Genomic DNA, 25343 nt, shown 5'->3' on the forward strand with positions numbered 1-25343 from the left:
TTTTATTTTCCTTCTCAGATATAGAGGTGCTTGGGCCCGTAGCCCAGCCAGGATTAAGGCACCGGCCTTCGGAGCCGGGGATCCCGGGTTCAAATCCCGGCGGGCCCGTGGTAATTATTCCTTAGCTAAAAAATCATCATAATTGTTGACTTAAATCAAATATCCTTGAAGTGCTAATGCTCATAGCTTGTAATAGCTAATAGGTGTTTTTCAAAAATTAGCGCGAATGCCAATGCCATTTAATTATGCTTTTTCAATTAACCTCCTATCTCCCTCGAAAACCCTGTTTCTTTTTTCTTTCTGCTTGCTAAATGAACACCCAGCAAAAAAACTAAGTAAAATGGGATTGCTAGCATGAACATTGTTATTCCGGAGGGATCAGGGGTTATCACAGCAGCAATAAAGAGTATTGCTATGAAGATCAGTCTGGAATTATAGCCCTTGAGCTTTTCAGCGTCCACTACTCCAAATACGATGAGATAGTAGATGACAAGAGGGATCTCAAATATAGCTCCCGTAGTCAGTGTTATTCCTATTATGAAGGAGAGGAGTTTGGAATAAGTCATGCTTATGAGGAAGTTCTCTGTAGGAGCTGGAGCTGCTTGTAGAAGAAGCATGATCTTCATAGTTATTGGAGCTAGAACGAAATATCCCAAAAGAGCTCCAAAAATAAATAGTCCTACTCCAGCTGCGGCTGCCCCCTTCATCCTTTCTCTCTCATTTGGGTATAGAGCTGGCTTCACATATTCATATATTTCATATGCTATGAATGGAGAGGAGATAATCGCTGCAAACAAGAGAGATGTGTAAAGTATAACATTGAAGCCTTCAAATGGAGATGTGTATATTACAGTTACATTGAATGTGTGACCATACCAAGTTACGTTGGAGGGGAGCACATAGCTGACCATGTCCTTTGATAGTTCAGCAACAATTGGTACGTAAGAATGTGATACATCTATGGGAATGAATGTGATTATGATCCAAACGGATATGAAAAAAATGAGGATTTTCTTTAGTCTCTCTGAAAGCTCCTCGAGATGCTTTTCAATTGGCTGTTCACTTTGTTCAGTTCCTCCTTTCTTTCGCATTCTCTTCAGCCCAGAAATTCTGGCTGCTACTTTCCAATTTTCTCCTGTATTTTCTTCAGAATTTCTGCATCGCTTAGTCCATTAACATCTATGCCGAGCTTCTTTGCTATTTCAAGTATAATCTGCCTGTCACTTTCAGTTAGCGTTTGCTTAGAAGATATGGCAGAAATTTGCTTTTTCTCCTCATCAGTAGCTCCTGAAGCTGCCTTTCTGAACTCCCTTAGAGCTTCTCCAATAGATCTAGCTAGCTGCGGGAGCTTCGAGGGGCCCAGCAGTAACAAAGCAATTACCAGAATTGCTATTATCTCCGGTGTGCCAAGTGAACCTGGCATGTTTTTTCATCTCTGTTTAAAAATAACGAATAATAATTAAATAAATTTAACTATTTAAATGGCTATCAGCCTGTTTTCCCACTTATAATAATTGAAAAATTTATATGAAAGGTCAAACATTAACTGAATAATAAGAAAAAATTTCAGGATGAAGCCTTATGGGAAAAAGTATTTTTGAAAAAATTCTGACTGAGCATCTGGTGGAGGGAAAACCAGAACCAGGAGAAGAGGTATCAATAAAGATAGACCAAACACTGACACAGGATGCTACGGGAACAATGGCTTTCCTTGAATTTGAGGCCATAGGTATTCCCAGAATTAAGACGGAATTGAGCGTGAGCTATGTTGATCATAACATGCTTCAAATTGACTACCTGAACCCAGATGACCACCTCTATTTGCAGACAGCTGCAGCTAAATTTGGAGCATATTTCTCAAGGCCAGGTAATGGAATATGCCATCAGGTTCATCTGGAGAGGTTTGCAGCTCCTGGAAAGACCCTGCTAGGAAGCGACAGTCATACTCCTACAGCTGGAGGAATAGGTTCTTTGGCCATTGGAGCAGGAGGAATGGAAATAGCAGCAGCAATGGCAGGAGTTCCTTATACATTCAAGTACCCAAAGCTAGTTAAGGTGAATTTGAGAGGAAAGCTGAATGATTGGGTATCAGCAAAAGATGTTGTTTTAGAAATGCTCAGAAGACTCACAGTAAAAGGAGGTGTTGGAAAGGCATTCGAGTTCACTGGAGAGGGAGTAAGGTACCTAAGCGTTCCTGAAAGAGCTACAATAACAAATATGATGGTTGAGACAGGTGCTACTACGAGCATTTTCCCCAGTGATGAAATTACTAGGAAGTGGCTAGCAGCCCAGCAGAGAGAGGAGCAGTGGAAACCAATAGCCCCTGATCCTGATGCATACTATGATGAGGAAATCGAGCTTGATATGAGCGAGCTGGAACCCCTTGCTGCCTTGCCTCACTCTCCAGACAATGTTAAGCCAGTTGCTGAAGTAGAGGGCTATGAGATTGCTCAAGTAGCCATAGGCTCATGTACTAATTCTTCTCTGAGAGATATGAAAATTGTAGCAAATGCGCTGAAGGGAAAGAAAGTAGCAGAGAGCACATCGCTTCTCGTGACGCCTGGCTCGAGACAAGTAGTTCTAAATTTAATAGCCAGCGGGGAATTCTACTATATTGTTGAGGCTGGAGGAAGAGTTCTGGAAAATGCATGTGGGCCCTGCATAGGAATGGGGGGAGCCCCTCCATCTGGCTCTCTGAGCGTCAGGACATATAATAGGAATTTCAAAGGAAGAAGTGGAACTGAGGATGCTGGTGTAATATTGACTAGCCCTGAAACTGCTGTAGCAACAGCTATAACAGGGAAGCTAACTGATCCAAGAAGGCTCGGAAAGATGCCAGAAATAGTTATGCCGGAGAAGTTCATCGTTGATGATAGAATGATTATTCCTCCTCTTCCGCCATCTCAGGCACAAAGCGTCCAGATAAGAAGAGGACCAAATATAAGGCCGTTGCCCAACTTCGATCCGCTTCCAAAGGAAGTTGAGGGAGAGGTTCTGATAAAGCTGGGAGACAATGTAACAACAGATGATATATTGCCAGCAGGAGCAAATGTCCTCCCTCTCAGGAGCAATATAGAGAGAATATCAAAGTTCATTTTCCATAGGCTCGATCCAAGCTTCTATGATAGAGCAGTTGAGAAAAAGGGAGGAATTATTGTTGGAGGAGAGAACTATGGACAGGGGTCAAGCAGAGAGCATGCAGCCATTGTTCCCAGGTATTTGGGAATAAGAGTAGTGATGGCAAGATCATTTGCTAGAATACACAGGCAAAATCTAGTGAACTTTGGTGTAGTTCCACTGATCTTCACCAGTACTGAGGACTACAATTCTGTACAGAAGGGAGATAGAATTAGAATTGAGCTGGGTAAGCTCGAAAGTAGGGAAGTAAAAGCTCATCTAATAGGAAAAGAAAGGACAATTTCTCTGAAGCATGATCTCTCCGAGAAGGAGAGGGAAGTTATTTTGGCAGGGGGTCTCCTGCCGTGGATCAGATTGAATTTTTCTTAATTAAAAAAAATCGGGTGAGTTTGAATGGTTGACAGGTCCGAAATAGAAAAGGCAAAGGAGTATTTTGGGAAAATATTGGAAGAACAGCTTGCAAGGGCGGAGAAAATAAAGTCCTCCCAAGCAATTATAGATTTCACAAAGGTCAGACCAATTGTTATAGGTGTTGCTGGAGGAGATGGTATAGGTCCAATTATAGTTAGTGAGGCAGAAAGGATCCTCAAGCATCTCCTTTCAGAGGAGATTGAAAAGGGAATTGTTGTATTCAAGGAGATTGAAGGCTTAACCATTGAGAATAGGGCACGAGTGATGAAAGCAGTACCAGATGAAGTTCTTGAGGAGATCAAGAAAACACATGTCCTATTGAAGGGCCCCACCCATACTCCATCTCCGGGTGATCCCTGGCCCAATATTGAGAGCGCCAACGTTGCTCTGAGGAGGGAGCTCGATCTCTTTGCTAACGTGAGACCAGTTAAGAATCCCTTGCTGGGAATAGACTGGACATTCTTCAGGGAGAATACTGAGGGAGAATACATACTTGGGAGCATGGGAATTGATATTGATGATGTATCAATAGATTTCAAAGTAATAACTGAGGCTGGCAGTGAGAGGATAATTAGGATGGCCTTTGACTATGCCAGGAAGACTGGGCTGAACAGAGTTTCCGTTATAACTAAGGCCAATGTTGTTAAAAAGACAGATGGAAGGTTCTACAGAGTTGCTGAAAGGGTTGCAAAAGAATATCCCGAAGTAAAATGGGATCACTGGTTCATTGACATATTCTCAGCCAAGCTCCTCGATCCTGAGAGAAGGAGTGACTTCAAAGTGATAGTGTCTCCAAATCTCTACGGCGACATATTAACAGATGAGGCTGCACAGCTTCAAGGAGGTGTGGGAACAGCAGGGAGCGCTAACATTGGGGCAAGATATGCTATGTTTGAGGCAATTCATGGAACAGCCCCTAGAATGGTGAAGGAGGGGAGAGCAATTTATGCCGATCCGGAGAGCATACTGAGGGCATCCGTTCTCATGTTGAAGCACATTGGGTTGAACGAGAAGGCTGAAATGCTGGATATGGCGCTCGACATATGCAGCATTTTCGAGAGAAAGATCGTTGTGACAGGAAGACCTGGAGGAGCCACGACAAGGCAATATGGCGATTATGTGCTGAGCTGGATCGAAAACCCACATCTCAAGGAAGAATGGAAAAGGGCTTATGAGTCATTCATAGCAAAAGCGAGATCGGAGGGAAAATAAATGGTATACACTTCAAAGGGTAAACTATTTAGGGATGCTCTCCAGAGGCCTGGGCTGCTTTTCAGGCCGTGTGCCTATGATGCTCTCTCTGCTATATTGATAGAAAGAGCTGGCTTTGAAGTTATAGGAACCACTGGCTATGGGATAGCAGCAAGTTTGATTGGACAGCCAGATATAGGGCTAGTAAGCTATGGAGAGATGGTGGAGAGAGTTAGAACAATAATAGCTGCAGTATCTAAGCCTGTTGATGTTGATGCAGACACAGGCTATGGAAATGCGCTCAATGTATATTGGGCCGTATACAATTTCTCTCTAATGGGTGCAGGAGGGGTCAGAATAGAAGACCAAGTTTGGCCAAAAAGATGCGGACACATGGCAGGGAAGCAGATAATAGCGAAGGACGAAATGGTTCAAAAGATCAAAGCTGCAGTCAAAGCAAAAAACGAGGTGGATCCTGAAATTGTTATTGGAGCCAGAACTGATGCGAGAAGCGTTGCTGGTCTGAGTGCAGTTATTGAGCGAGGAAAAGCCTATGCTGAGGCTGGAGCAGATTACGTATATGTTGAGGCTCCTCAGTCGCTTGAAGAGCTAAAGCTTATTGTTAAGAGCATACCTGCTCCAATAGCTCTGAACATAATTCCTGGGGGGAGAACTCCACCGTTTACAGTTGAACAGCTGGAGGAGGCTGGAGTAAAATATCTTTCAATACCGATGATTGCCCTCTATCCAGCAACGAAAGCCATAATTGATGCTCTCAAGGTCTTCAGAGAAACGAAAGATCTCATGAAGCTAGCATCAATGGGAGTCAGCTGGAGCGAGTTCAATGAGATTGTGGGAATGAAAAAATGGAGGAGCATGGAGCTGGAGTTCTCAACGAAGGAAGATCTCATAGCAAGGTATGGAACTGACAATCTGGAAGAAATAATGAGAAGAGAAATGCTGGAAACTGAGTCAAAATGGAAGAAGTCAGAGAAGGGGAGCAACAGCACCTGAAAAGAGCAAGAGAGAGAAGAATAAGTATCCAATAAAGATCCCTGTAGCGAGGGGGACTCCAAAGCTGGCAATGATGTAGGAGTCATCTATTTTGTATTTTTCTGGATAGAGGGGATCGATTTCCACATTAGCATGGAGCCTCCTAATGCTAGAAGAAACAAGAGGGAAATAGAATTTTTTCCTGAAAAATTCCTCCTTGCTCATAACCTCTCCAAAAATGAAGTAGTAGGCCTTCCTCAAGCTCGTCATTCCAGATGTGAGGTTATTGAACAGCTGCTTTCTTCTAAAATTAATGATAATGTTCCTCATGATTATGAAAAGGGGGAGGAAGAAGGAAAAGGCAGTTGCAATGAAGCCAGGAAAAATTGGTATTCCGAAGAATAAGATTGGGAATGGATTAAGCAAAAATACATAGGATACAATGAAAGCATCACCTCTTCCCATGAGTCCAAGAGCTGAAAGCACGAATATCATTATGAAAGATATGAGGCCCACTGCAAGGTTAACTAGAGTTGGGAGGGGGTTTAACTCATAATATATGAAATTCACAGCTGCTGTTATAGGAATCATTAGATAGAAAGCCTTCGAGGATATTTCCCTTGTTTTCCAATCCTCATAGGATAAGTAAGAATAGTAAACTAGAGTAACAGCTAGAGAGATGAATATGAGCTGATTCATCTAACATCACTATTGCCTATACATTGTTGCAAATATCTGCTTGTCTTCGCATGAGATCCCCAGAACTACTTTCAAGCTCTTTTCCGGAATTTCCAATTCCTTCGAGAATCCCATGATGCCATCGTCCAGAACCCATCCAATTTTGCCGAGCTCATGAATAACAGCTCTGTCTGAAGTGTTGCATTTCTCGGATACCGTTTTCAGCTCTCTCTCTAAAAAAGGATTCTGCTTGCTGATCAGCTCTGCAGCTGCATTTGCTTCTTTTTCTGTGACTGGATGAACGATCACAACTTCTACATTCATCTTCAATATGGTAGCGTTGAATCTTTTTATAAAGAATCTGCTCATATTCTCCATATATTTCTCCCTACAGATAATAATAGGCAAAGGCCCAGTATTTATTTTCTATTTGTATAAGGAAAACCAACACTTCCTGATATTGACTGCTTGGTGAAACATTTATGAGTGTGAAGGGAGCTGATTGAAAGTCTATTTTGAAGAGCCCAATATTGCTGTTTCCCAGCCACAGATCCAGAGAATAGTAAGAGGAATCAGATGAGTATATTGGCTGAATCATTATGCTTGAGCTTGGAACTCTGACAAGTGGAGGGAGAACCCACTGAGCGCTATCGCTTATGTTTATGTAGGGATTTCCTAGATAAGGTATTCTTATTGTATCCTGAGTGCTGTAGAGAAATGAGCTTCCTTTTACCCCCAAGATCAGCGCGTAAATTGTGGAATTGGATTTGTATGTTACTTGGTAGATGAAATATTCCTGAGAGGGGTCAGCAGAAATTTTCAACAAGTTAAGCTGAGTGGAGCTCTCGGATATCATGCTCTGGATCTGCTGCTGGTTCCTCAAATTAGATGTCGAGGACTGTGCATATATCCAAAGGGCAGCACTCATTCCGAGAACTGCTGCCACAAGAATTATTGTAGATATGAGCTCGCTAGATCCCCTCATTCGTTCTTATCCCCTCGCATATAGCTGAAAGCCTATGAACTCCAGACCAAGTGTAACTTCATCGTTGTTCTTACCAGAACTACTATCGAATGTATATGGATCCCAAAAAGCCACTGCAACCATGTAGAGGTGAGGGATGTTGGGGACTCCAAGAGCCACGTTTATGGAAAATGAGGAAGTGCTCGGGGGCCATGTAGATTTCAGAGATGCTAGGTCCTGATATGTGAAGTTCTTCGAACTAACCACAGAATAGCTATTGTTCGCATCGAGAACCATGATTGAAAGCAGGGATCTATCAACAGCAGTTATTGTTTCGAGCTCATTGGCATCATAGACGCTATCGTGGAAGTATAGCGAAGCAACAACATTCACTCCAAGGTACTGAGTACCATTTATGGCAACTTGTGAGAGAATGATAACGAATGGAGTTGTTGTGTAGTCAACTGCTACGTAGGTTGGATTTTGGTTTACAGTAGTTGTGTCTCCATTTAAGTATGTGTCTGCTATTGTATATCCAATTTTTTGATTTCCTCCACCAGTACTTTTGTATGAAAAAGAAAGATCTTCAGTAGTGAAAATTAGCTCCGGATAACCATTTCCATCTGTGTCTGCTATTAAGAGGTATGGATCATATGTGCTTGGCTTTCCGGCAAGGGAGGTATCTATTCCGTAAAACTTCACGCTGTTCGCTGTGCCCTCAAGAATAATGGTTGTTGCTGGAGTTATGGCATAAAGACCTATATTGCTATCTACTTCATCAATGTTCCCGTAGTAGTATTTTCCTATTGCTTGAGTTCCATTTCTCCATGAATATGAAAAAGTTCCGCTGTACTGATTGTATGTGTAGTATTTAACTGAAATTTTTGTTGCATTGAGCCCATCTATCTTCACCCTCCACGCTGAATTATTAGCATTCCCATTGAGCCAGCTCGCCAGAAAATTATTGCTTCCAGAAGAGAGGACCCACGAACTTGTGTAAGTTATGTTGAAATTGCATCCAGTAGAGCTTATATTGAAGTATCCCCTCCCGTCATCAAGCTTGTCGGCCTTGGCTGCTGCAAGAAGAATATTAAATACTGGATACTGCTGATTTCTGTTAGGGTCATTTTCCCATTCCGGCTGATACCCTATGTAAGCATTTCCAGTTAAGTTCAATCTTATTGAAATTGTCACATTATCGCATTGAGCGTAAAGCACCATAGGATAAGCTGTATTGGAGCTCAAAGAGTTAAGCCTGAATACACCTCCTGAGAGAGCTCCACTTGAAATGAATGATCTTGTGGGAGTATTGATAAGGTTCAAGTCTATTTTTATTTTTCCACTGTTTATCTCGTCCTGCAAATTAGAGGTGAAAAATGTTACTGGGTTCAAAAGATAGCTCGTTCCATACTGATAATTGTTGGTGAAAGAGGAAACGATGCTCTGGGTTTCCTGCACGTATGCTATGGCTCCATCAACAGTGACCAAAGCTACTGGATAGTAGAGATACAGGGGAAATTTTAGCGTTATAGAGGAACCAGGGGAAATTGTTGTGTAAAGATCTCCTGTTAGGACACTCCCAGTGTATGAGGGAGAGAATTGAGAGAGAAAAGAAATTCCTGAGGAATTCATTGGAACCAAAATGAGATTGCCAGAGGAATTGAGAATCAAGTAAGATAATCTCTCAGCTGATGTGCCACCATTGTTTATTATAAGCGTTCCATCGGAGTAAAGGGTAAGCACCAGTGCCTTATTTATCCTGGTCATAGCGCTTCCAAGCATCTGATTTATGTTGGAAGCAAGACGCGTGGATGAAGTTATATAACTTTCCATGAGGGGGAATATAAGTGTTATGAGGATCACAACGAAAATTATTCCAGCTATTATATTGGCACTTGATTTCAAGGCTTCTTCCTCTAGTTATATATTTAAAAAAATATAAATTAAATTTAGCGCTGTTTCAGGAAACGACTGTGGGAGTTAATTCAATGAAATAGCTTCCCCCAGCATCAGTATATACAGTTATCTTGTACGACTTTCCTGGAGGGAAGTTTCCTGAGGGGGTTATCGTCAAATAGATGTCACTGCCAGCTTTCACTGTAATTGGAAGGCTTGTTGTAGTAGTTCCCAGAGCATATGTTCCGGCAATGTTTGTTGTATCTACTCTTACTGATATTATCTTAGAGTCAATGCTTCCCGCATTCTTTATATGTAAGTATATAACAGCATTACTTCCTGTTGAACTTACATTCATGTAGCTATCCGGCATTATCTGCAACTGCTCTCTTGAACCTGCTCCCCCTATCAGGCCTGACATCCACAGCGCCACTCCAACTGCTAGTGCTATAGTTACAGCCACTAGTATTACCGTTGCTATTATTGGTGAAATTGCCCTTTCCTTCAAGTTCTCACCTTTCTAAACTTATTCTAATTTAAATGGTAGGTTTAAAAAATGCCATGCGTATCATATTCTTTTTATATTTTTTGTCAATTTAATCATAATAAATTTATTTCTTTTCTTTCTTATCTAATCTTGTTTCTGATTGTAATATCTAATGTAACATTCATCTTGGAATTGAAAATAGAGGAATTAGCAAAATATTTATTGTTATGAGTGCTACTGCAACACTCGCAGCCGCCAAGATAGCAGAGTGCTTGAACCCGCCAGCCACTGATGTAGTTACAGACTTTCCAACCAGCAGACCTGCTAACCAAGAATTCAGAATAAGGCTCAAGAGCAGCTGAAAGGTTAATGTAGAAAGGTATATTGGATTTATTGCCATGGAAGATCCCACAGCACCTCCTGGACCCATAGGCTGCATTATGCTGATGGAGCTAACCATTAGATATATTATCATTACTGTTGACACTATGTTCAAAATCGATCCCAAGTATGGAAGAAAGGTATCGGTCCTCAGAGCTGATTTAAGCTGTGTCTCGAAGTCAGAGAGCCTTCTGCCATAAGAAGCTATTGTATCAAGAAGCTGCGGGGTTCCACCTCCATATTCTATAATATCAACTAGCATTCTCATTATTGTTCTCATGAACCAGTTCTTATATCCGAGAATTGCAAGCCTTACCGATCTCTTTATGTTTAATCCTATTTGAAGAGATGCGGAGAGCTTTTTCAGCACTGGGTTAAAGCTACCATAGTCCCTTGAGCTAAGATAGATTATGCTCTTTTCTGGATTGAGTCCTGCTTTTCTTATCTCTGATAAATCTGTAAGGAAGGAGCCAAGGTATCTCACTACCCCTCTTTCCCTTGTATCTATCCTTTTCCATTCAAGCATTGGGGGTATTGATGCTGCAATGAAGAAAAAGCCAATAGCGGAAATTGCTATCGTCATGTTTGTTCTATCTGGAGTAATGAAGGCTTTGTAGCCTCCCATAGCCATCAATATGGAGAAAATGAGTGCTCCTGAGGGAACAGATATAAAAAGCGAAAGATACGGCTCCAGGTAGGATACGTGATATTTCGGTAACGTTCCTCCAACAATCGCTATCATGAATATTGTCAACATGGGCATGAGTATAAAGTTGAACATTATTATCATTAGAGTGACATTTGTTGAAGTTCCAATGAATTTAGCCAGACCAGCCCCCTGTATTGCTATTACAATGTTTATCGTGAGCCCCACAAGAACGTAGATTATCATGTAGGTGCTCAATATTAGGCTAACTTTTTCCACAAGCTTGTCCATATCTCTCTCCTTTTCCTTGAAGTATGCTTCTGTCTTCAGCTGCAAGTAGTGGGAAACATCGCCTCCCCCTCTTATTGTGGAAGTATAGCCCATCATGAACTCTCTGAATTCTCTGCTGGGATGATTTTTGGCAACCATTTCTATAGCACTCAACGCATCCAGTCCAAGCACTCTCATGTTCCTCCTTATTAATTGAGCTTCTTTCTTTATTGCATGGAAGAGATCGGAATCAGCAACTGTTTCTATTACTCTTTCCGGGCTTATGCCGGAAACAACCATCGATGTTACATAGGAAGCGAAGAGGGGAAGCTCCGATTCAACCTCGTGAGCTCTTGAGGAGATGGCTGAACTGAGAAGTGCTATCTTAATTATAAAGAAGAGAGCAGGTACAAAGAGAACCAGGACGGGGAGAATGACCCCTAGCACTCCTAGAGAAGAATATAAGAGATTGTATCTTGCGAAGAGAACAATGGCTGCTATGATGGAAAAAAATCCAACTATAGTGGTGTCCATCAGCAGCTTTGAAGCATAAACCACCGGATGCGTGAATATCATAGCCTTGCTTAGCTTATCCTCCAGCTCGTAGGCTTTGGCAAGCCTCTTTCCCAAATTACCGAAGTAAACGAGAGAGAGCCTCTCATAGACAAGAGAAAAGGTAATTTTCCTTTCCTTTTTCTTAGGCTCCTCCAAGTTCTCCCCCTTCTTCTCTGCTTTTGAAAGAGAGAAGCCTCTCGTTTACCTCACGCATAAGCTCCTCGGGCTTCTGATAATATGTTCTCACAACTTTGGCTATATCAAGATAGAACCTCTTGTTCTCAATCCTCAAGTACTTTAGTACTCTCTTCCTCTTCTCGATCTCACCCATGATCCATTCCCAGTCCTTGCCTCTCAATTCGGCAATTTTCTTCAGCATTGTGCTTTTGGAGAAATCTGCTCTATGCTCATCCTTGTTTGGATCCCATCTGAAAATTTCCACATAGTCTCCATATTCAAGAATTTCCCACAGGTTCGTTATTCTTCTCACTATTTGGAGAGAGCCTTCTGGAGAGATAAGCATGTGCCTCTTGGTTACAAGAGCAAAGTTCAGGAAAGGTATGAAGCTTTTCGGCGTGTTCATTGGCTCGCTGGTTAGCCTGTTTATTGCCTGAACAACGTTCTCAGCATGAAGAGTTGTCAATCCCCCATGTCCAGTAGCAACTGCCTGCATGAGGGCATATGCCTCTTCTCCCCTCACCTCTCCAACAATTATGTAGTCTGGCCTGTACCTCAAGCTGACCTTAATTAGATCGAATAAATTGATTTCTCCAATTTTCTCTGTTCCAATTCCGTAGCTCTGCCTTGTCACAAGCTGGACCCAATTCTCCAGTGGAAGCCTGAGCTCAGGTGTATCCTCAATTGTTACGACTTTCATTGATGGTCTTATTAAGGAGGCTATGGCATTTAGAGCTGTAGTTTTTCCTGAACCCGTCACTCCTAGGACTAAACCTGTCATCTTGTGCTCTAGCATTATCCATAGATAAGCGGCCATTTCCTCTGGAAGGTTCTTCCAGCCTATCATGTCCACTAGGGTTATTGGATCCTCCCTGAATTTTCTGATTGTGAATGTGGATCCCTTCGTGGTTACTTCCTTTTTGAACGTTCCAGCCAACCTATGACCCCCGGGAAGTATAGCATCAACAATTGGAAAAGCTACGCTGATGTGCGCTCCTGCTAAGTGCGATAGCCTTACTAGAAAGCTGTCAAGAGCTTCCTCATCGTCAATTCTAATGTTTGTGGGGAGGCTCTCATAGTTTCTATGCCATACATATATGGGCTTCCCTACTCCATCACAGGAGATGTCTTCTATGTAGGGATCCCTCATTAATGGATCTACGTATCCATAGCCAATAACATCTCTTTCAATATAGTACATCATTTTAGCCCACGAAACTCCTGGAGTTTTGCCCAAGCGGATTGCATACTTCCTGAGAATTTCCCTTGCTTTTTCTCTGAAGTATGCCATTGTGTCTATTCCACTTGGTGGTGGCTGAAGCTCATGTATCATTATGTTTATCAATATACCATAGATCTTTCTCTCAAGCGGAGAAAGAGAAACCTCGTCTACCACATATAAATATGTTCCATCTTCCTTGTTGAACATTATCCTAGCATAGGCCCAAGGAGGATTCAATGGATATCTCTCTATTTCTTTGTAGCTCCCAGAAATCTCTATGAAAGCAGCTCCTCCTGCTCTCTGCATGTGATATAGTGTTACCCCTTCCTCAAATAGCTTCTCGAAGAATAAGGAGTCGTCTCCTATCTTATTGCTCGATGAAGGAGTTTCGCCTTTTTTCTTAATTTTGAGGGAAGGCAGTTCAGAACACCTCCTCCTCCAGCTCTTTCTGAGCTAGAAGGTCAAGCCTTCTCCTCACATACCTCCTCATGTACAGAATTAGGATTGCTGATACTGCAATAATGAGCATATATATCCCATATGCTTTAAAATATCCCAGCAGTGTGTAGCTCATTCTAATCTCGACAGTTTGCGGAGAAGTTGAGGATACATTCCACACTTGGACCTGGGGAACATAATCTGCCGCTCTGACTGTTATTTTGTATAGACCAAGAGGAAGATTCACTGTTATTTCCCCCGTATAATCAGAGATAAAGGTATATGAGTTGACATTGTCTATACCATCTATGTTTATAATGGCATTAGAAATTGGTGTTCCTCCTGACTGAAGAATCCTTACAGTTAATGTACCAACGATTCTCCTAACCCCTATTGTAATGCTGCTGTTATCATATAGAGAGATTGTTCTCTGAGTGGGGACATAGATTCCTCCCTGAACTGTCGCTACATATGTATTCGCAGGAAGCTCGAATACATACGTTCCATTGGCACCAACAACTCTTGTATAAGAAGATATTTTTACTGTGATTCCTGAAGCGGGTATGTTTGTGTCGAGATCTATAATGCTTATAGTTAAGGTATAGTTTCTTCTTACTAAGCTGAATTGCTTGACCATCTGAGAGTCTATATAATAGCTCGTCGCTAATTCATAGAAAGTTTTTGAAGTTATTTCATCTGCTGGAGAAATCAGAATGCTCATGTTCCCAACATCATTCAGGGTTACATATGCTATTGAATTGAAGTCGGTAGTTCCTTGATGAACGTTTCCAAGCGTGTCAATTATCTCAACTTTGAACGCTCCAGAAGCTGGAGAATTTGTTAATGAATCTATCACTTGTACTCCGAAAAGATAGCTCAGCCTAGCTATGTTCAAAATAATGTTTAGATTCTCTGGAACGCTGAAGGAATAGGAAATTGTAGGATAAATTGAGGAAAATTGGGGTGTGAGGGCTATCGTATATAATCCATATGTTATATTGAGCTTCAGATCCCCTTTTGAAGGTTCCCAGGAACCAATAGTAGCATTTCCTCTTTGAGGAACAAGATTGTAGCTGAAGTTCCCCTTAGGAGGCCCCCCAGTTAGGTTGTCAATCAGTTCAAAGGTAACAGTGAAAACGTGAAGAGGGAGGGAAATGTTGAACGTTCCATCTCCAGTTACTGAAAGCTTCACTGAAAGAGAATCATAGATATTTTGAGATGGAATAACTGTAAGAGTATAGTTGTCAGGTAGAACGTTTCTGAAGATCAGCGGCTTTTCACCTGTAGCATTTGAGACATACGTTATTTTTCCCTTCAGGATTGCTGAGAAGGACGTGGGTATGCTTCCATCCTCACCAAGAACGTTTATCTTTATGGTGCTGAGCGTTCTAGTTCTCAAATCCAGTGTATTGTAGGCAAAGATTTCCTTAATGCCATCGAGAACGAATGTCCGTGAAGGAGAAAAGAATATGAGTGTTTCATCGGTCCCGAACAGGGCTAAAGAGCCTTCTCCTACATAATATCCGAAGGAATCAGAAGTTCTGAGGATTGGCCAAAAAGTGTAGTTGCTCTGTGAATAAATGAGCGCACTCAAGTAATTTCCATCATAGGTGATAATAGATAGAGGAGACGTGGAAATTACCTTTACGAGGGTTGGAGATGAAGTTAGTTTATAACTATGAAAAACGTTATAGCCTTGCTGTGTCAGCTTCAATGCTACAAGAGTCCCGTCAGTGAAGCCAAGAAGAAGGTAGTTTCCTGAAGAATCGGAATCAAAGGCAGAGAGCTCAGTGCGAGAGTAAGTATCTCTTCCCAATAGGATTAGAGAGGGAGAAAGCCTATCTATGCTGAGGTAGCCACCTCTGGAAAGCAATAGAAGATATTTGAAGCCCAAGCTACCATCTTCAACCAGTAATCCCTTCACAGAGTCTGCCGTGAAGGAAATGCTGTTAATAACTTTTAGACCTGAGGGAGAGGGGGTTGCAAGGTAGAGCATGTAGTTTGTGCTTACATATGAAAGGTATATCAAAGGGAGAGATTGTGGAGGATAGGAAATTACATTCATTTTATTCAGCAGATCGCCTAGAGTTGAAGTATATAAATAGAAGAAATTTGGCTTTGATGAAGATATGTATATTGAAACTTGAGATGATGGAGTTTCTCCAGGAGGAACCCCGAATTGAACTAATCCATTTTCATCGGTTGTTCCAGTTAGGAGAAAGCCTGTATCTGTGAAGTTCAGGATTATCTTTATTCCAGAAATAGAAGTTTCGTTTGTTGCAGGAGACAGCTGTATGTATATTTTCCCCACGGGGCTATATATTGGGGAGCATAAAAGTAGGAGGTTCCCCCCATCTTTCCAGATATCCAAAACTTGATACTGCTGAACGTTTTCGGAGGTAGTGGAATATGAAAATGGTCTATAGGTGATCCATGAATCACTCATAGAATCGTATTGAATGAGAGAGCCGTCAGAGAAGAGAGCATATACATATCTGCTGGATAGTGCAAGCACTTTTGTGACTGAACCAAAGGATCCTTCAAACTTCTTTACAGTATAGTTCAACGATTCATCTATGAAGATGACCTCTCCTTTGCTTGTACCGATAGCTAGCAGAGGATAGCTTTCATCCACTGATGTGACTATTCCATTTATGGAATAGGTGAATTTTATTGCATTGTTGAAGTAATCGTATATTTGAATGTGGTCAGAGTCTGGCTGATAGAGAAAGGAAGAACCTCTGTTTACTATCCAGGGATTTGGAAAAGAGGCATCTATTCCATAAATGAATGGCTTTCCAACTGTTTTTTCCAGTTCATTTAGGCTTATTGATTCTATACTCTGCGATGAAGCTGTAATAGTAAAAAACGATAGAAGGAAAAAGATTGAAATGAGAATGAACACACGAGTAGTAAATGTCAAATTGTACAACCTATTTCGATGTTTTTATAATTATGTACTTTGGAATGTCGTTCTCGAGTATGAGAGATGCTGATACTTGAAGCTCAGGCGATGAAGGTATTTTCGAGAGGGCATTCTTCAAATTCCTATATGCTGTTAGTTTCCTGTTCAAGTTCTCTGAAAGAGACTCATAGAGATTGACCAAGGTCTCGGAAGGAGGATCAACCATTAGAAATATGTCTCCACCAAGATTGATTCCCTCATATGGCTTTTCCTGCGGCTTTATATTGAGAACTTCGTAGAACTTCTTTTTAACTTCAAGAGTTCCATGCATTAGATCAATCCTTCTCAGAATCTCTCCGAGCTCAGCGCTGATCTCTGCGATCTTTTTATCGGTGAATTGTTTTAGCTTGTCCAAGTTGTCAAATTCAATGAGTGTCGATGATGTGCTCAATTCTAACACCTCTTTCCCATTTATCAAGAAGGAGATCGTTCCATTCTTATTTAAATCTATTCATGATCAGTCTACGGGAGATGAGGAAGCCTTCTTGAATATTAGTGCTGAAGCTGCAGCGAGAATGCTCGCAATAAGAGAAGTATAAATTATGCCGAATTCGGAAATAACGCTGGCAAGGAAGGACCCAAGAATTGCTCCCAAGCTCGTCATTGCATTCATTTTACTGACTGATTCACCTTTCTTTTCAGGAGAAGCATGCATCATTGATATTACAGGGAGTGACGCAGATATGCCAGCCCAGGTTGCTCCAACAGCAATGTAGAGAACAGGAAATATGATTATGGGGTGAACAAAGTAGGTTAAAAGAGGAAGGAGAAATAGAAAAGGCCTTGTAGAGACCGAGAGAACGAGAACTTTCCATGTGTCATTCCAACTACCAACCTTCCCCTTTATGAAATCATATAGCAGTAGCGTTGTAAAGTTGCTAAGCAAGTACAAAGCGTATATTTCCTTATCGTTGTACTTGAAAATTTTCAGATATGCTGGCATTGGAGTGAAAAAAGTATTGATTGCTGTAAACAGGGCAACAGTGCCAATTAGTGTAAGCGTTGAGGCCCTTCCTATTTTTATTCTCAGCATTTTTCTCATTTCTCTTCCCGCTTCTCCGAATGATATGAGCTTCTCCCAATGCACGATTTCGCTGGGAAAGGATCTCACTCTTCCGACAAGATGGGAAAGCATCGGTGCAAGGGCAATTTTTTCCTGCATTTTTACCTTGAATTTTGGAGGGAGAAAAGCAGGAAGAGGGGTGAAGAAGAGCAGAATTGCCCCATTGAAGATGAGAATATACGATGAGGGGAGAGCTCCCATGAAGGCTGCTGTTAAATAGCCAAATATTGTTCCCAAGCTAACAAGTATATTATACCTCGTTACTGCAATGCTGTCCTTCATGAGGTAGCTGACGAGAGCTGCTGTAAGTGTGGGAGAACCAATAGCTGCGCCTGCTCCGAAGAAAGCATTCATGGATATCACAGCATAGGGATCAGGGATGATTCCCATAAGTAATGATGTAAGACCGATAGTGGAGAAGGATGTAATTAATAGCTCTACTTGAGATAGCCTTCTATAGGCTATTTTTCCATAATAGTAGCTCGTGATTGTGTAGAGTACGTTATAAACAAGCGTAGTTAGAGAGAGAAGTGAAGGTGAATGAGATAGAGAATAGACTCTCAGTCCAGAGGTCAGATTTATGACAGCAGTGGTGAAACTGAATGCGAATACGCTTGCTGATATTATCCACAGTGGCTTCTCCATATATATTGCTCACCGCTCTCATGGTCTCTCTGCTTCTTTCTAATGTTTGCGGTAGTTCCTAGCTTTGTTTGTTTCAGAAAGTTAATATTGGTTATCCGACATTCAGAGAGATGCTATTGAAGAACCGAGAAAGCAATTCCTCAGAAAACATGCGGCAGAAGGATGAAATAGTAGATTATTGTGAAAAATATGACAGATAGTGCTGCTGGTAACATGTATTTGTAGCTACTTGTGACTCCTCTATTAAAGTAATTTGCGGTGTAAATTAGGCACAGATGGGTTGGAGAAACAGTGTATGAAATATAGCTGCTTGTATATATTAATGAGGCCTCATAAATTGATAGAGGATGCATGGACGAGAGGATTGGAGCCATAGTTATTATTCCTGTGATGGGAGAAGATGTTAGAGCAGAAAGAATGCCTGGAAAGACTGTTTCAAGAACTATTGTTGGAATAGAGCTATTGTTTATGGTAGAGGAAATTGCCTTGGAGGCATCAGTGCTCATTATAGAGTGCTGCAAAAGCATTATCGAGAAGGAAGAGATTGTAAGAGAGACAACCATCTTGCTCTTCAGTGAGGCTATGAGATCGCGTTTTCCCTGTTTAAGTAGATAGATCAATAGCAGTATTCCTATTGAAATCCCAATTGGAATCCCAAAATTTCCAATCAGTTGATTCAGTGCGAGAGAGGCTACTATTGCACTCAGCATAGGGGTGCCGCTCCTCCAGAGGCTCACGGATGATGCATTGCTGCTTTTATAATCACCCTTATAGCCTCTGGTAAAAATGAGTCCATAGATTGCCATGAAGAGAGCAATTGGTATTTGAAGGACTGCCAATGCTATGGGACTTATTCCCATCGTAGCCGAAGCGACTATCAAAGTTTGTCCCATAGGATAGAAGAGAAAGAGGAAGTGTCTGAACCATACATTGAGGAAAATCATGAGCTCGTTGCTCATTCCCAAATTCTCTCCTATTGCTCCCACAATAGGTGCTGACATAAGTGCTCCTCCAGCTATTGGAAGCAAGCCAAGGACTGAAGGAATAAGAATCAATATTCCTCTTGGGCTTCTTATCTTAGAGGCAAGCGACCTACTGAGCTCAGTTATACCTCCAGATCTTCTATATAGCTCAGCTAGCAGAGAGATTGTGAGAGATGTTGCCAGAAGAAAAATTGTCCTGCTATCTGTTAGGGTTTCTGCTATTACCCTATAGAAGTTCATTCCAGCAAAATAAGCCAATAGGATTACAGATCCAGTAAGCAATGCAATGTTGATGTCCTTCCTCATTGCTACCAGCAATATTATGGTTGCAAAGGAAAATGCTATTATCGCTAATTCTATCATGATACCTTCATCTTTTACCTTCTAATTAAGAAAAAGAAAAAGGTTGCTGTTGGTTAAAAGCTTTTATGAGAAATCATGGAAGAAGCCTATGACCCATTTGAACTTGGGAAAAAAGTTGAAAGTGCAGTTTCAAGGAAAGTGAAAGATAGTGTGCTGAGAAAGTACTACAGATTCAGGGGAGGTTCATGGTATGGAGGAATAGCTACAGCAGATGTAATTGGATGCAACCTGAGATGCAGTTTCTGTTGGGGCTGGAGAGAAAGAGAGAGATATGAGTTCATAGGAGAAATGATGTCCCCCGAGGATGTTGTCAAGAGGCTATTGAGCATCTCTGAGAAGAGAGGATATGAAAGGATGAGAGTAAGTGGAGGAGAACCTACTCTGGTTTTTGAGCACTTGGTTCAGGTACTAGATGCTCTGAAAAAAGCATCCTCGAGCTATATTTTTATATTGGAGACAAACGGCCTCCTTCTGGGAAGGTTTCCTGAGTATGCTTCACTTCTCTCTCAATATTCATTTCTACATGTTAGGGTTTCAATAAAAGGATGCAATGATGAAGATTTTGAAGTTTTAACTGGAGCAAGAAGGGATTTCTTTCGATATCAGCTTCAGGCTCTGAAGAATCTCAGGGATTCGAATGTGAGCGTCCATCCAGCAATCATGATCAGCTTCAGCAAAAAAGAAGAATGTGAAAGGCTAAAGGATTTAATATATGAGATAGATGAAGCTTTTATTGGCAACATAGAAGAGGAAATTGTGATCCTCTATCCACATGTGAGAGAGTTGCTTAGAGTAAAAGGTCTCAGGCCAAGGATCTACACTGAACCATAAATGAAGATTCCGTGAATAGATTAAGAAATGCTAATTAGATTGGGGAACATTGGCTTGATATCAAGAAACAACTAATAAATTTCTGCTTGTGATTGAAATCCTTTGAAGAGAGGACGAGAAGTGCTTTAGTTTTTTTGAAAAGCTCGAGGATAAAATCTTTATTTTCCTGAAAAAGAATTATGATTGCGAGCATCTCTCGTAATTGGGCGGGGGTGCCCGAGCATGGTCAAAGGGGTCGGATTCAGGCTCCGATGGAGGAGTCCTGCGTGGGTTCAAATCCCACCCCCCGCACTCCTAAGAAATTGAGAGAATGTATGCAGCCGGGAAGCAGAGTCAAGATGTGCTTGGAGAATTTATATGTTGAAATGGCTTGAGAGCTGTGTTTTCTTAAAAGAGAAAGCTTGTTTTTATCATTTCTTCAAAAATTTCTCTATTTCAGCTCTTGTTGGAGATGATGACGAACCTGAGTGAAGGGATTTCAAGCTTCCAGCGGCAACTGCTAGCTCTAGACAGTCTCCCAGTCTTCCTCTTTCGATATAGCACCCATTGAAGACAGCATCAAATGCGTCTCCTGCTCCAGTGGTATCTACAGGTTTAATAATAGGGGCTTCTCTTGAAAAGGATTCTCCAGCAGTTATTACGGAGCCGCCTCTTGAGCCCTTCTTCAGGACCAATATAAAATTCTCCCTTTCAATTTTTTCTCTCAAGTAATTTTCTGTATTTGTTCCTATTACGCGCTTTGCCTCCTTTTCATTTAGAAAAACTATATCTGCTAATTCCATTGTTTTTCTTATTTCCTCTTCGTTCCCCAAAGTTTCTGTTCCTGGATCATATGATATTACCATTTTCTCCCTCTGGATTCCCAGAAGGTCTAGGGTATGTTTGAACAATTTGGGAGAGACGCTAGCAAAATGGACCACGTTGGGGATTGGCTCTGCCAATATGCCTTTCGCTGCTACTGCTGGAGAGAGAGATGAATTTGCTCCCCTGTAAGTTATAAGCCTTCTTTGCTCCCCTTCTACATTTATTATGGTAGAAAAGCCTGGAAGCTCATCCCTCATGAGAAAAATTGAGGAGATGTCGACCCCCTCAGATCTGAGCTCTTCCTGAAAACCTAGGTCAAAAAATAGCTTACCTGCTACACCGACTAGCCTCGAATGATGCCCAAATCTAGCTGCTGCAACAGAATAATTAAGCGCCCCTCCTCCCTTGCCTAGAGAAAAAGAATTAGCCTTGATAGCGTCATCTGGATCAGGCAACTTGCTCAGATGAATTGTGAGATCAATATTGATGTTTCCAACAGCAGCATGCAGGAAGTCTTTTCTTCCATTCATATATCTCACTTCAGTATTGATGGAAAGAACATTCTCTTTCCCTTTTGCTTCTTAATTTCATCCCATTCGCTGAGAATCTTAATAGCTTCGTTAGCGACTCTTATGGCACTGTCGATTCCTTTTCCGGGAGTAAATTCATTCGTTGCCCTCTGCGCAATAGCAGCACAGACAGCTCCTCCTCTTGCTCCATAGATGTTAGAAAGCGTCAAGATTGTTGAGGATTCCATTTCGAAGTTCAAAACATTTGCCATTCTCATATCTTCAATTATGTTTTTAGCAAAGGAGGGGAAATATCCTTTATAGCCTGGCCTGCTCTGTCCGAGATAAAAGCTGTCTGTTGAAGCTGTAATCCCCACCCAGTATTTGATCCCTAGAGCTTCAGCAGCCTCCACTAAGGCTAGGACTACTTCTGGGCTGGCTGATGCTGGATATTCAGGTATTACATATTGCTTGCTGGTCCCTTCGAGCCTCACAGCAGCTGTTGTGATAATTAGATCTCCTGTCTCAATATAAGGTTGGATTGCTCCTGTTGTGCCAACTCTTATGAATGTATCAGCACCAACTCTCAATAGCTCTTCCACGGCAATAGCTGTGCTAGGAGCTCCTATTCCAGTTGATGTAACGGAAATCTGTATGCCTTTATACTTTCCCGTGTATGTTGTATATTCTCTGTGTCTAGCTATCAATCTGCTCTCATCCCATGTTTGAGCAATCTTGTCAGCTCTAGCAGGGTCTCCTGGGAGAAGAACATATCTTGAGATCTCACCTGGGGCGACAGATATGTGATACATCCTGTTACTAACCGTTGGAGAATCAGCTCTCCCTCCGCTCAAGCGCATCACCATTAAGGCTGTAATTTTACATAACTTTTCTTAAAAGAGTTTTCATCCTCGTAGTAAACAACTACCTCTTTGATTACCTCCCTAGGCAGCTTTGTGTAATATCTAATTGATTGACCGGAATGAAGCTCAATTTTCTTGTCAACGGATTCGGTAATCAATCTTCTACCGCTCCTATCTTCCTCATTTTTCTTGAGGGGGGAGGTATAGATGTAGTAAGTGAACTCTATTTTCCATATAGTAACAGGTTTGTCCCCGCTATTTGTTAGATTGAGAAAGCCCTTATCATCAACCTCTATTACTATCAATGATCATTACCTCGCTCCAACCGGAAAACTCTTTATAATATGTTTATTGGGCATGGTTCTTATAAATTTAGGGAAAGACTTTCAGGAGCATTGTTCCAATTTCCATTTCCTTAACACTATTCGCAAAAGCGAGAGCATCGGATAGCCTCTTTGAGGATGAGGAGTAGATAGTGTAAAGGGGATCCCCTGCCCTAACTCTGTTCCCTATTTTCACGTAGAGTTTCACACCAGCGGATTTATCAAGGGGAGCACCAGCAAGCCTCGCAATTATTGTGAAGGCGCGGTTATCTATGAAAGTCACCGCTCCGCTTTTCTTTGAATAAATTGTTTCTTTGTAATCTCCAAGAGGTATATCTTCGGGTTTTTTGTTCGGATCCCCACCCTGGCACTCAACGATCTTCTTGAAAGCTTCATATGACTTTCCAGATACAAAAGCTTCCCTAGCATAGCTCTCTCCCTCACCGACATTGGCTTTTCCCGCAAGCTCGTAAATTGCTCCTGCTATATGCATAGCTTTATCCATTAGACTGGGAGATGCCTCTCTCTTTATTAAAGCTGTTAGAGCTTCCATAGCTTCGAGATTTGGACCAATTGTATATCCAATAGGCTCTCCTCCAAAAGTAATCAGAGCCTTCACATTCATGTTGAATTTTCCTCCTTGACGAACAAAAATGGAAGCAAGATTTTCAGCCTCCCTCTCTGTTTGAAGCTTAGCTCCATTTCCCACTGGAAGGTCTACAACGAGTCCCGTTATTCCCAGAGAGACTTTCTTTGAGAGGATGCTGGCAACAACCTGGGAAGGAGGATCAAGGAGGAGCCTTCTCTCAACCCTAACCATTATATCATCAGCTGGGGCCAAATTTAGCTGTCCAGTCCAAGCAATAGTTCCACCAGCTTTTTCCAGAGCCCTTTTTATTTCCTCCGTAGTGAGTGTGACGTTCGCAAGTGCTTCCATAGTATCTGCTGTACCGCTCGGAGAAGTGATTGCCCTGCTGCTTGTTTTTGGAACTTTGAGGCCAAGGGAAACTGCTGTTGGAACTGCCAACATGGCTACTTTGCTGTTCCCCGGGACACCCCCTATGCTGTGTTCGTCATACACAGGAAAGGGAAAGGTAATGCTGCTCCCTGTTTCCACCATAGCCCTTATGAGCTCATATGTTTCATCATCATCCATTCCAACAGTTGATTGGAGCGTCACAAATTCGGCTATCGCTGAATCGTCGAGCACTCCAGTTACCATGTCGAATATGAGCTTTCTGATTTCGGCAGCTTCGAGCTTCTTTCCGTTCATCTTTCTTTGGAGAATTGAGATGCTTTCCGATGCGTTAACCCCTTCTACAAGAACCTCTTCTCCATCCCCCAACTTGAGGATTTTAGCTGTTTCCCTAGGTATCCCTATCTCTCCTCTTGCTACAAGCTCCGAAGTTATCATTGGAGAGAATGCCATTATGGCTGCTCCATTCTGCTTTATGAGCAATCTAGATTCAATATCAATGCCGAGAGATTTAGCATCCTCTTGATGAATCAGAGCAACATTGCTAACAAATGAGAGATCCACTAGTCTGATTCTCATTTTTCTCAGCCCTAAGGGGTAGTATTTTGAAATATTAACAATTATAAAAGGTTTTCTCCTGCTTTTTCACTGAGTTCAGCAATGGCAATTTTAAGAGCTCTATTAAGAGCCTCAAGAGGCTCTCTGCCCTCTTCAACTATCAGCCTGTGGAGAATGCTATAGTGCTTTTTCAGCTCCTCCATGTAGATTTCTGCTTCGTTTTTATCGATTTGCCTATCTCCATCTCTATTTACACCGGGACATTCTTCGTCTATAGCAACCTTGTCCAACGAGAGCTTGAACAGAATCACAGGATAAAGCCTGCACTTCATTGGACGGCTATCATATACCTTGCAAAAAGTTTTTTCATTTCTGTCGAATCCTAAAAAGACGCATCTTCCCTTTGCATCCCCCTGGAGAAGCATGACAGGCATCATATCAGCGACAATAACTTTCACATATGTTCTCAAAAAGTCCTCAATATTCACGTCAACTTTCTTTGCTAACCTAACAGCATCATAGATTGTTAACGAAACATTTGGACCTGTCCCGCAGCAGAGATCGCAGCGAATGCATTCAAACTTGATTTTTTCTCCAATTCCTACTATCCTTAGCTTACCCAAATGTTCTCTTCATCTCCAAGAGAGAGAAAGAAGAAAGGGGAATATAAAAGATGAGAAGCATTCAATGGAGGGGCATTTCCCTTGCTACCCTCAGTATCAAAGGCAAGATTAGCTCTGATTCCTCCCACTTTCTCGCTCCGTATTCCCTATTTTTCTCATAGAGAGCTTCAGCATTGGCTCCTATGAATTTTAGGACAGAAAGAACAACAGCATCGGAATCAATGTTTGGCACCTCACTGTAAACAGCATCAAGAAGGCGAAGTGCCTTCTCCTCTGCTTCTCTATCTAAGTTCAATTTTCTCAGTTCATCTATTAGCTTTGATCTTGCCTCGATGTTATAAAAGCACATTTTGATAACCTAATGATCGATCGGAAAAATGTGTTAAGAAT

At 41.7% G+C, this 25343-nt stretch carries 23 protein-coding genes and 2 tRNA genes; 6 read left to right on the forward strand and 19 right to left on the reverse strand.

The window, feature by feature from the left end; all coding sequences use genetic code 11:
- Positions 1 to 32 precede the first annotated feature (32 nt).
- A tRNA-Arg gene (locus QXR92_01515) sits at positions 33 to 108 on the forward strand.
- A gap of 149 nt (positions 109 to 257) precedes the next feature.
- On the opposite strand, the gene QXR92_01520 is transcribed toward QXR92_01515, so the two are convergent.
- The gene (locus tag QXR92_01520; GenBank protein MEM0318689.1) at positions 258 to 1091 is read right to left on the reverse strand and encodes a twin-arginine translocase subunit TatC; all 834 of its coding nucleotides are present in this window, start codon (positions 1089 to 1091) and stop codon (positions 258 to 260) included.
- Between the two features lie 26 nt (positions 1092 to 1117).
- Positions 1118 to 1423: a twin-arginine translocase TatA/TatE family subunit gene (locus QXR92_01525; GenBank protein MEM0318690.1), complete on the reverse strand. Its 306-nt coding sequence runs from the start codon at positions 1421 to 1423 to the stop codon at positions 1118 to 1120.
- A gap of 158 nt (positions 1424 to 1581) precedes the next feature.
- Here QXR92_01525 and QXR92_01530 point away from each other — a divergent pair, with 158 nt between their 5' ends.
- The 3 genes from QXR92_01530 to QXR92_01540 are packed head-to-tail and all read left to right on the forward strand — an operon-like array spanning position 1582 to position 5754.
- Positions 1582 to 3507, forward strand: a complete 1926-nt coding sequence (locus tag QXR92_01530) for an aconitate hydratase (protein MEM0318691.1) — start codon at positions 1582 to 1584, stop codon at positions 3505 to 3507.
- A 24-nt stretch (positions 3508 to 3531) separates the two neighbouring features.
- Positions 3532 to 4761, forward strand: coding sequence for an isocitrate/isopropylmalate family dehydrogenase (locus tag QXR92_01535; GenBank protein ID MEM0318692.1), 1230 nt, complete (start codon positions 3532 to 3534; stop codon positions 4759 to 4761).
- Complete coding sequence (locus QXR92_01540) at positions 4762 to 5754, forward strand: isocitrate lyase/PEP mutase family protein (protein MEM0318693.1); 993 nt, start codon at positions 4762 to 4764, stop codon at positions 5752 to 5754. It abuts the gene before it with no gap.
- Here the strand turns inward: QXR92_01540 and QXR92_01545 are convergent.
- From QXR92_01545 to QXR92_01595, 11 genes are all read right to left on the reverse strand, one after another.
- The gene (locus QXR92_01545) at positions 5728 to 6432 is read right to left on the reverse strand and encodes a hypothetical protein (protein ID MEM0318694.1); all 705 of its coding nucleotides are present in this window, start codon (positions 6430 to 6432) and stop codon (positions 5728 to 5730) included. The two genes, QXR92_01540 and QXR92_01545, sit on opposite strands and share 27 nt — an antisense overlap.
- 9 nt (positions 6433 to 6441) lie before the next feature.
- A complete protein-coding gene (locus tag QXR92_01550; GenBank protein MEM0318695.1) occupies positions 6442 to 6789 on the reverse strand; it encodes a hypothetical protein in 348 nt (115 codons plus the stop codon).
- 10 nt (positions 6790 to 6799) lie between these two features.
- The gene (locus tag QXR92_01555; protein ID MEM0318696.1) at positions 6800 to 7396 is read right to left on the reverse strand and encodes a hypothetical protein; all 597 of its coding nucleotides are present in this window, start codon (positions 7394 to 7396) and stop codon (positions 6800 to 6802) included.
- Positions 7397 to 7402: 6 nt separating this feature from the next.
- On the reverse strand, positions 7403 to 9280 hold the full coding sequence (locus tag QXR92_01560; protein MEM0318697.1) for a hypothetical protein: 1878 nt from the start codon (positions 9278 to 9280) through the stop codon (positions 7403 to 7405).
- A gap of 55 nt (positions 9281 to 9335) precedes the next feature.
- Positions 9336 to 9779, reverse strand: a complete 444-nt coding sequence (locus QXR92_01565; protein ID MEM0318698.1) for an archaellin/type IV pilin N-terminal domain-containing protein — start codon at positions 9777 to 9779, stop codon at positions 9336 to 9338.
- A 160-nt stretch (positions 9780 to 9939) separates the two neighbouring features.
- Positions 9940 to 11766 (reverse strand): type II secretion system F family protein, encoded by a 1827-nt coding sequence (locus QXR92_01570; protein ID MEM0318699.1) that lies wholly within the window; start codon positions 11764 to 11766, stop codon positions 9940 to 9942.
- A complete protein-coding gene (locus tag QXR92_01575; GenBank protein ID MEM0318700.1) occupies positions 11753 to 13315 on the reverse strand; it encodes a type II/IV secretion system ATPase subunit in 1563 nt (520 codons plus the stop codon). Before QXR92_01575 ends, QXR92_01570 begins: the two co-directional genes overlap by 14 nt.
- 115 nt (positions 13316 to 13430) lie before the next feature.
- The gene (locus tag QXR92_01580) at positions 13431 to 16370 is read right to left on the reverse strand and encodes a carboxypeptidase-like regulatory domain-containing protein (protein MEM0318701.1); all 2940 of its coding nucleotides are present in this window, start codon (positions 16368 to 16370) and stop codon (positions 13431 to 13433) included.
- Positions 16371 to 16380: 10 nt separating this feature from the next.
- Positions 16381 to 16803 (reverse strand): hypothetical protein, encoded by a 423-nt coding sequence (locus QXR92_01585; GenBank protein ID MEM0318702.1) that lies wholly within the window; start codon positions 16801 to 16803, stop codon positions 16381 to 16383.
- Between the two features lie 66 nt (positions 16804 to 16869).
- Positions 16870 to 18120, reverse strand: a complete 1251-nt coding sequence (locus QXR92_01590; GenBank protein ID MEM0318703.1) for an MFS transporter — start codon at positions 18118 to 18120, stop codon at positions 16870 to 16872.
- Between the two features lie 140 nt (positions 18121 to 18260).
- A complete protein-coding gene (locus QXR92_01595; GenBank protein ID MEM0318704.1) occupies positions 18261 to 19466 on the reverse strand; it encodes a DUF401 family protein in 1206 nt (401 codons plus the stop codon).
- Between the two features lie 75 nt (positions 19467 to 19541).
- On the opposite strand from QXR92_01595, the gene QXR92_01600 reads away from it, so the two are divergent.
- Together QXR92_01600 and QXR92_01605 are read left to right on the forward strand one after the other, a co-directional pair.
- Positions 19542 to 20297 (forward strand): radical SAM protein, encoded by a 756-nt coding sequence (locus QXR92_01600; protein ID MEM0318705.1) that lies wholly within the window; start codon positions 19542 to 19544, stop codon positions 20295 to 20297.
- A 206-nt stretch (positions 20298 to 20503) separates the two neighbouring features.
- Positions 20504 to 20588: transfer RNA gene (locus QXR92_01605), tRNA-Leu, on the forward strand.
- 119 nt (positions 20589 to 20707) lie between these two features.
- Here QXR92_01605 and QXR92_01610 read toward each other — a convergent pair.
- From QXR92_01610 to QXR92_01635, 6 genes are all read right to left on the reverse strand, one after another.
- Positions 20708 to 21631 (reverse strand): PfkB family carbohydrate kinase, encoded by a 924-nt coding sequence (locus QXR92_01610; protein MEM0318706.1) that lies wholly within the window; start codon positions 21629 to 21631, stop codon positions 20708 to 20710.
- A 5-nt stretch (positions 21632 to 21636) separates the two neighbouring features.
- On the reverse strand, positions 21637 to 22470 hold the full coding sequence (gene udp, locus QXR92_01615) for a uridine phosphorylase (protein ID MEM0318707.1): 834 nt from the start codon (positions 22468 to 22470) through the stop codon (positions 21637 to 21639).
- 5 nt (positions 22471 to 22475) lie between these two features.
- Positions 22476 to 22778 carry a hypothetical protein gene (locus QXR92_01620; protein ID MEM0318708.1) on the reverse strand — a complete coding sequence of 101 codons (303 nt, stop codon included), beginning with the start codon at positions 22776 to 22778 and terminating at the stop codon, positions 22476 to 22478.
- Between the two features lie 67 nt (positions 22779 to 22845).
- On the reverse strand, positions 22846 to 24351 hold the full coding sequence (locus tag QXR92_01625) for an AMP phosphorylase (GenBank protein MEM0318709.1): 1506 nt from the start codon (positions 24349 to 24351) through the stop codon (positions 22846 to 22848).
- 41 nt (positions 24352 to 24392) lie between these two features.
- Positions 24393 to 24953 (reverse strand): YkgJ family cysteine cluster protein, encoded by a 561-nt coding sequence (locus tag QXR92_01630; protein ID MEM0318710.1) that lies wholly within the window; start codon positions 24951 to 24953, stop codon positions 24393 to 24395.
- A gap of 61 nt (positions 24954 to 25014) precedes the next feature.
- Entirely contained in the window at positions 25015 to 25302 is a 288-nt protein-coding gene (locus QXR92_01635) for a hypothetical protein (GenBank protein MEM0318711.1), read from the reverse strand.
- Positions 25303 to 25343: the final 41 nt, after the last annotated feature.

The sequence above is a fragment of the Fervidicoccaceae archaeon genome (assembly GCA_038734945.1).
Lineage (GTDB): Archaea > Thermoproteota > Thermoprotei_A > Sulfolobales > Fervidicoccaceae > ARK-14.

What these genes read in the sequence shown, in the direction of transcription:
- QXR92_01545 (MEM0318694.1), bottom strand. Translation starts at nt 6,432, where the DNA reads ATGAATCAGCTCATATTCATCTCTCTAGCTGTTACTCTAGTTTACTAT.
- QXR92_01635 (MEM0318711.1), bottom strand. Translation starts at nt 25,302, where the DNA reads ATGTGCTTTTATAACATCGAGGCAAGATCAAAGCTAATAGATGAACTG.
- QXR92_01610 (MEM0318706.1), bottom strand. Translation starts at nt 21,631, where the DNA reads ATGAATGGAAGAAAAGACTTCCTGCATGCTGCTGTTGGAAACATCAAT.
- QXR92_01600 (MEM0318705.1), top strand. Translation starts at nt 19,542, where the DNA reads ATGGAAGAAGCCTATGACCCATTTGAACTTGGGAAAAAAGTTGAAAGT.
- QXR92_01625 (MEM0318709.1), bottom strand. Translation starts at nt 24,351, where the DNA reads ATGAGAATCAGACTAGTGGATCTCTCATTTGTTAGCAATGTTGCTCTG.
- QXR92_01540 (MEM0318693.1), top strand. Translation starts at nt 4,762, where the DNA reads ATGGTATACACTTCAAAGGGTAAACTATTTAGGGATGCTCTCCAGAGG.
- QXR92_01595 (MEM0318704.1), bottom strand. Translation starts at nt 19,466, where the DNA reads ATGATAGAATTAGCGATAATAGCATTTTCCTTTGCAACCATAATATTG.
- QXR92_01520 (MEM0318689.1), bottom strand. Translation starts at nt 1,091, where the DNA reads ATGCGAAAGAAAGGAGGAACTGAACAAAGTGAACAGCCAATTGAAAAG.
- udp (MEM0318707.1), bottom strand. Translation starts at nt 22,470, where the DNA reads ATGCGCTTGAGCGGAGGGAGAGCTGATTCTCCAACGGTTAGTAACAGG.
- QXR92_01590 (MEM0318703.1), bottom strand. Translation starts at nt 18,120, where the DNA reads ATGGAGAAGCCACTGTGGATAATATCAGCAAGCGTATTCGCATTCAGT.
- QXR92_01575 (MEM0318700.1), bottom strand. Translation starts at nt 13,315, where the DNA reads ATGCAGAGAGCAGGAGGAGCTGCTTTCATAGAGATTTCTGGGAGCTAC.
- QXR92_01555 (MEM0318696.1), bottom strand. Translation starts at nt 7,396, where the DNA reads ATGAGGGGATCTAGCGAGCTCATATCTACAATAATTCTTGTGGCAGCA.
- QXR92_01550 (MEM0318695.1), bottom strand. Translation starts at nt 6,789, where the DNA reads ATGGAGAATATGAGCAGATTCTTTATAAAAAGATTCAACGCTACCATA.
- QXR92_01525 (MEM0318690.1), bottom strand. Translation starts at nt 1,423, where the DNA reads ATGCCAGGTTCACTTGGCACACCGGAGATAATAGCAATTCTGGTAATT.
- QXR92_01530 (MEM0318691.1), top strand. Translation starts at nt 1,582, where the DNA reads ATGGGAAAAAGTATTTTTGAAAAAATTCTGACTGAGCATCTGGTGGAG.
- QXR92_01535 (MEM0318692.1), top strand. Translation starts at nt 3,532, where the DNA reads ATGGTTGACAGGTCCGAAATAGAAAAGGCAAAGGAGTATTTTGGGAAA.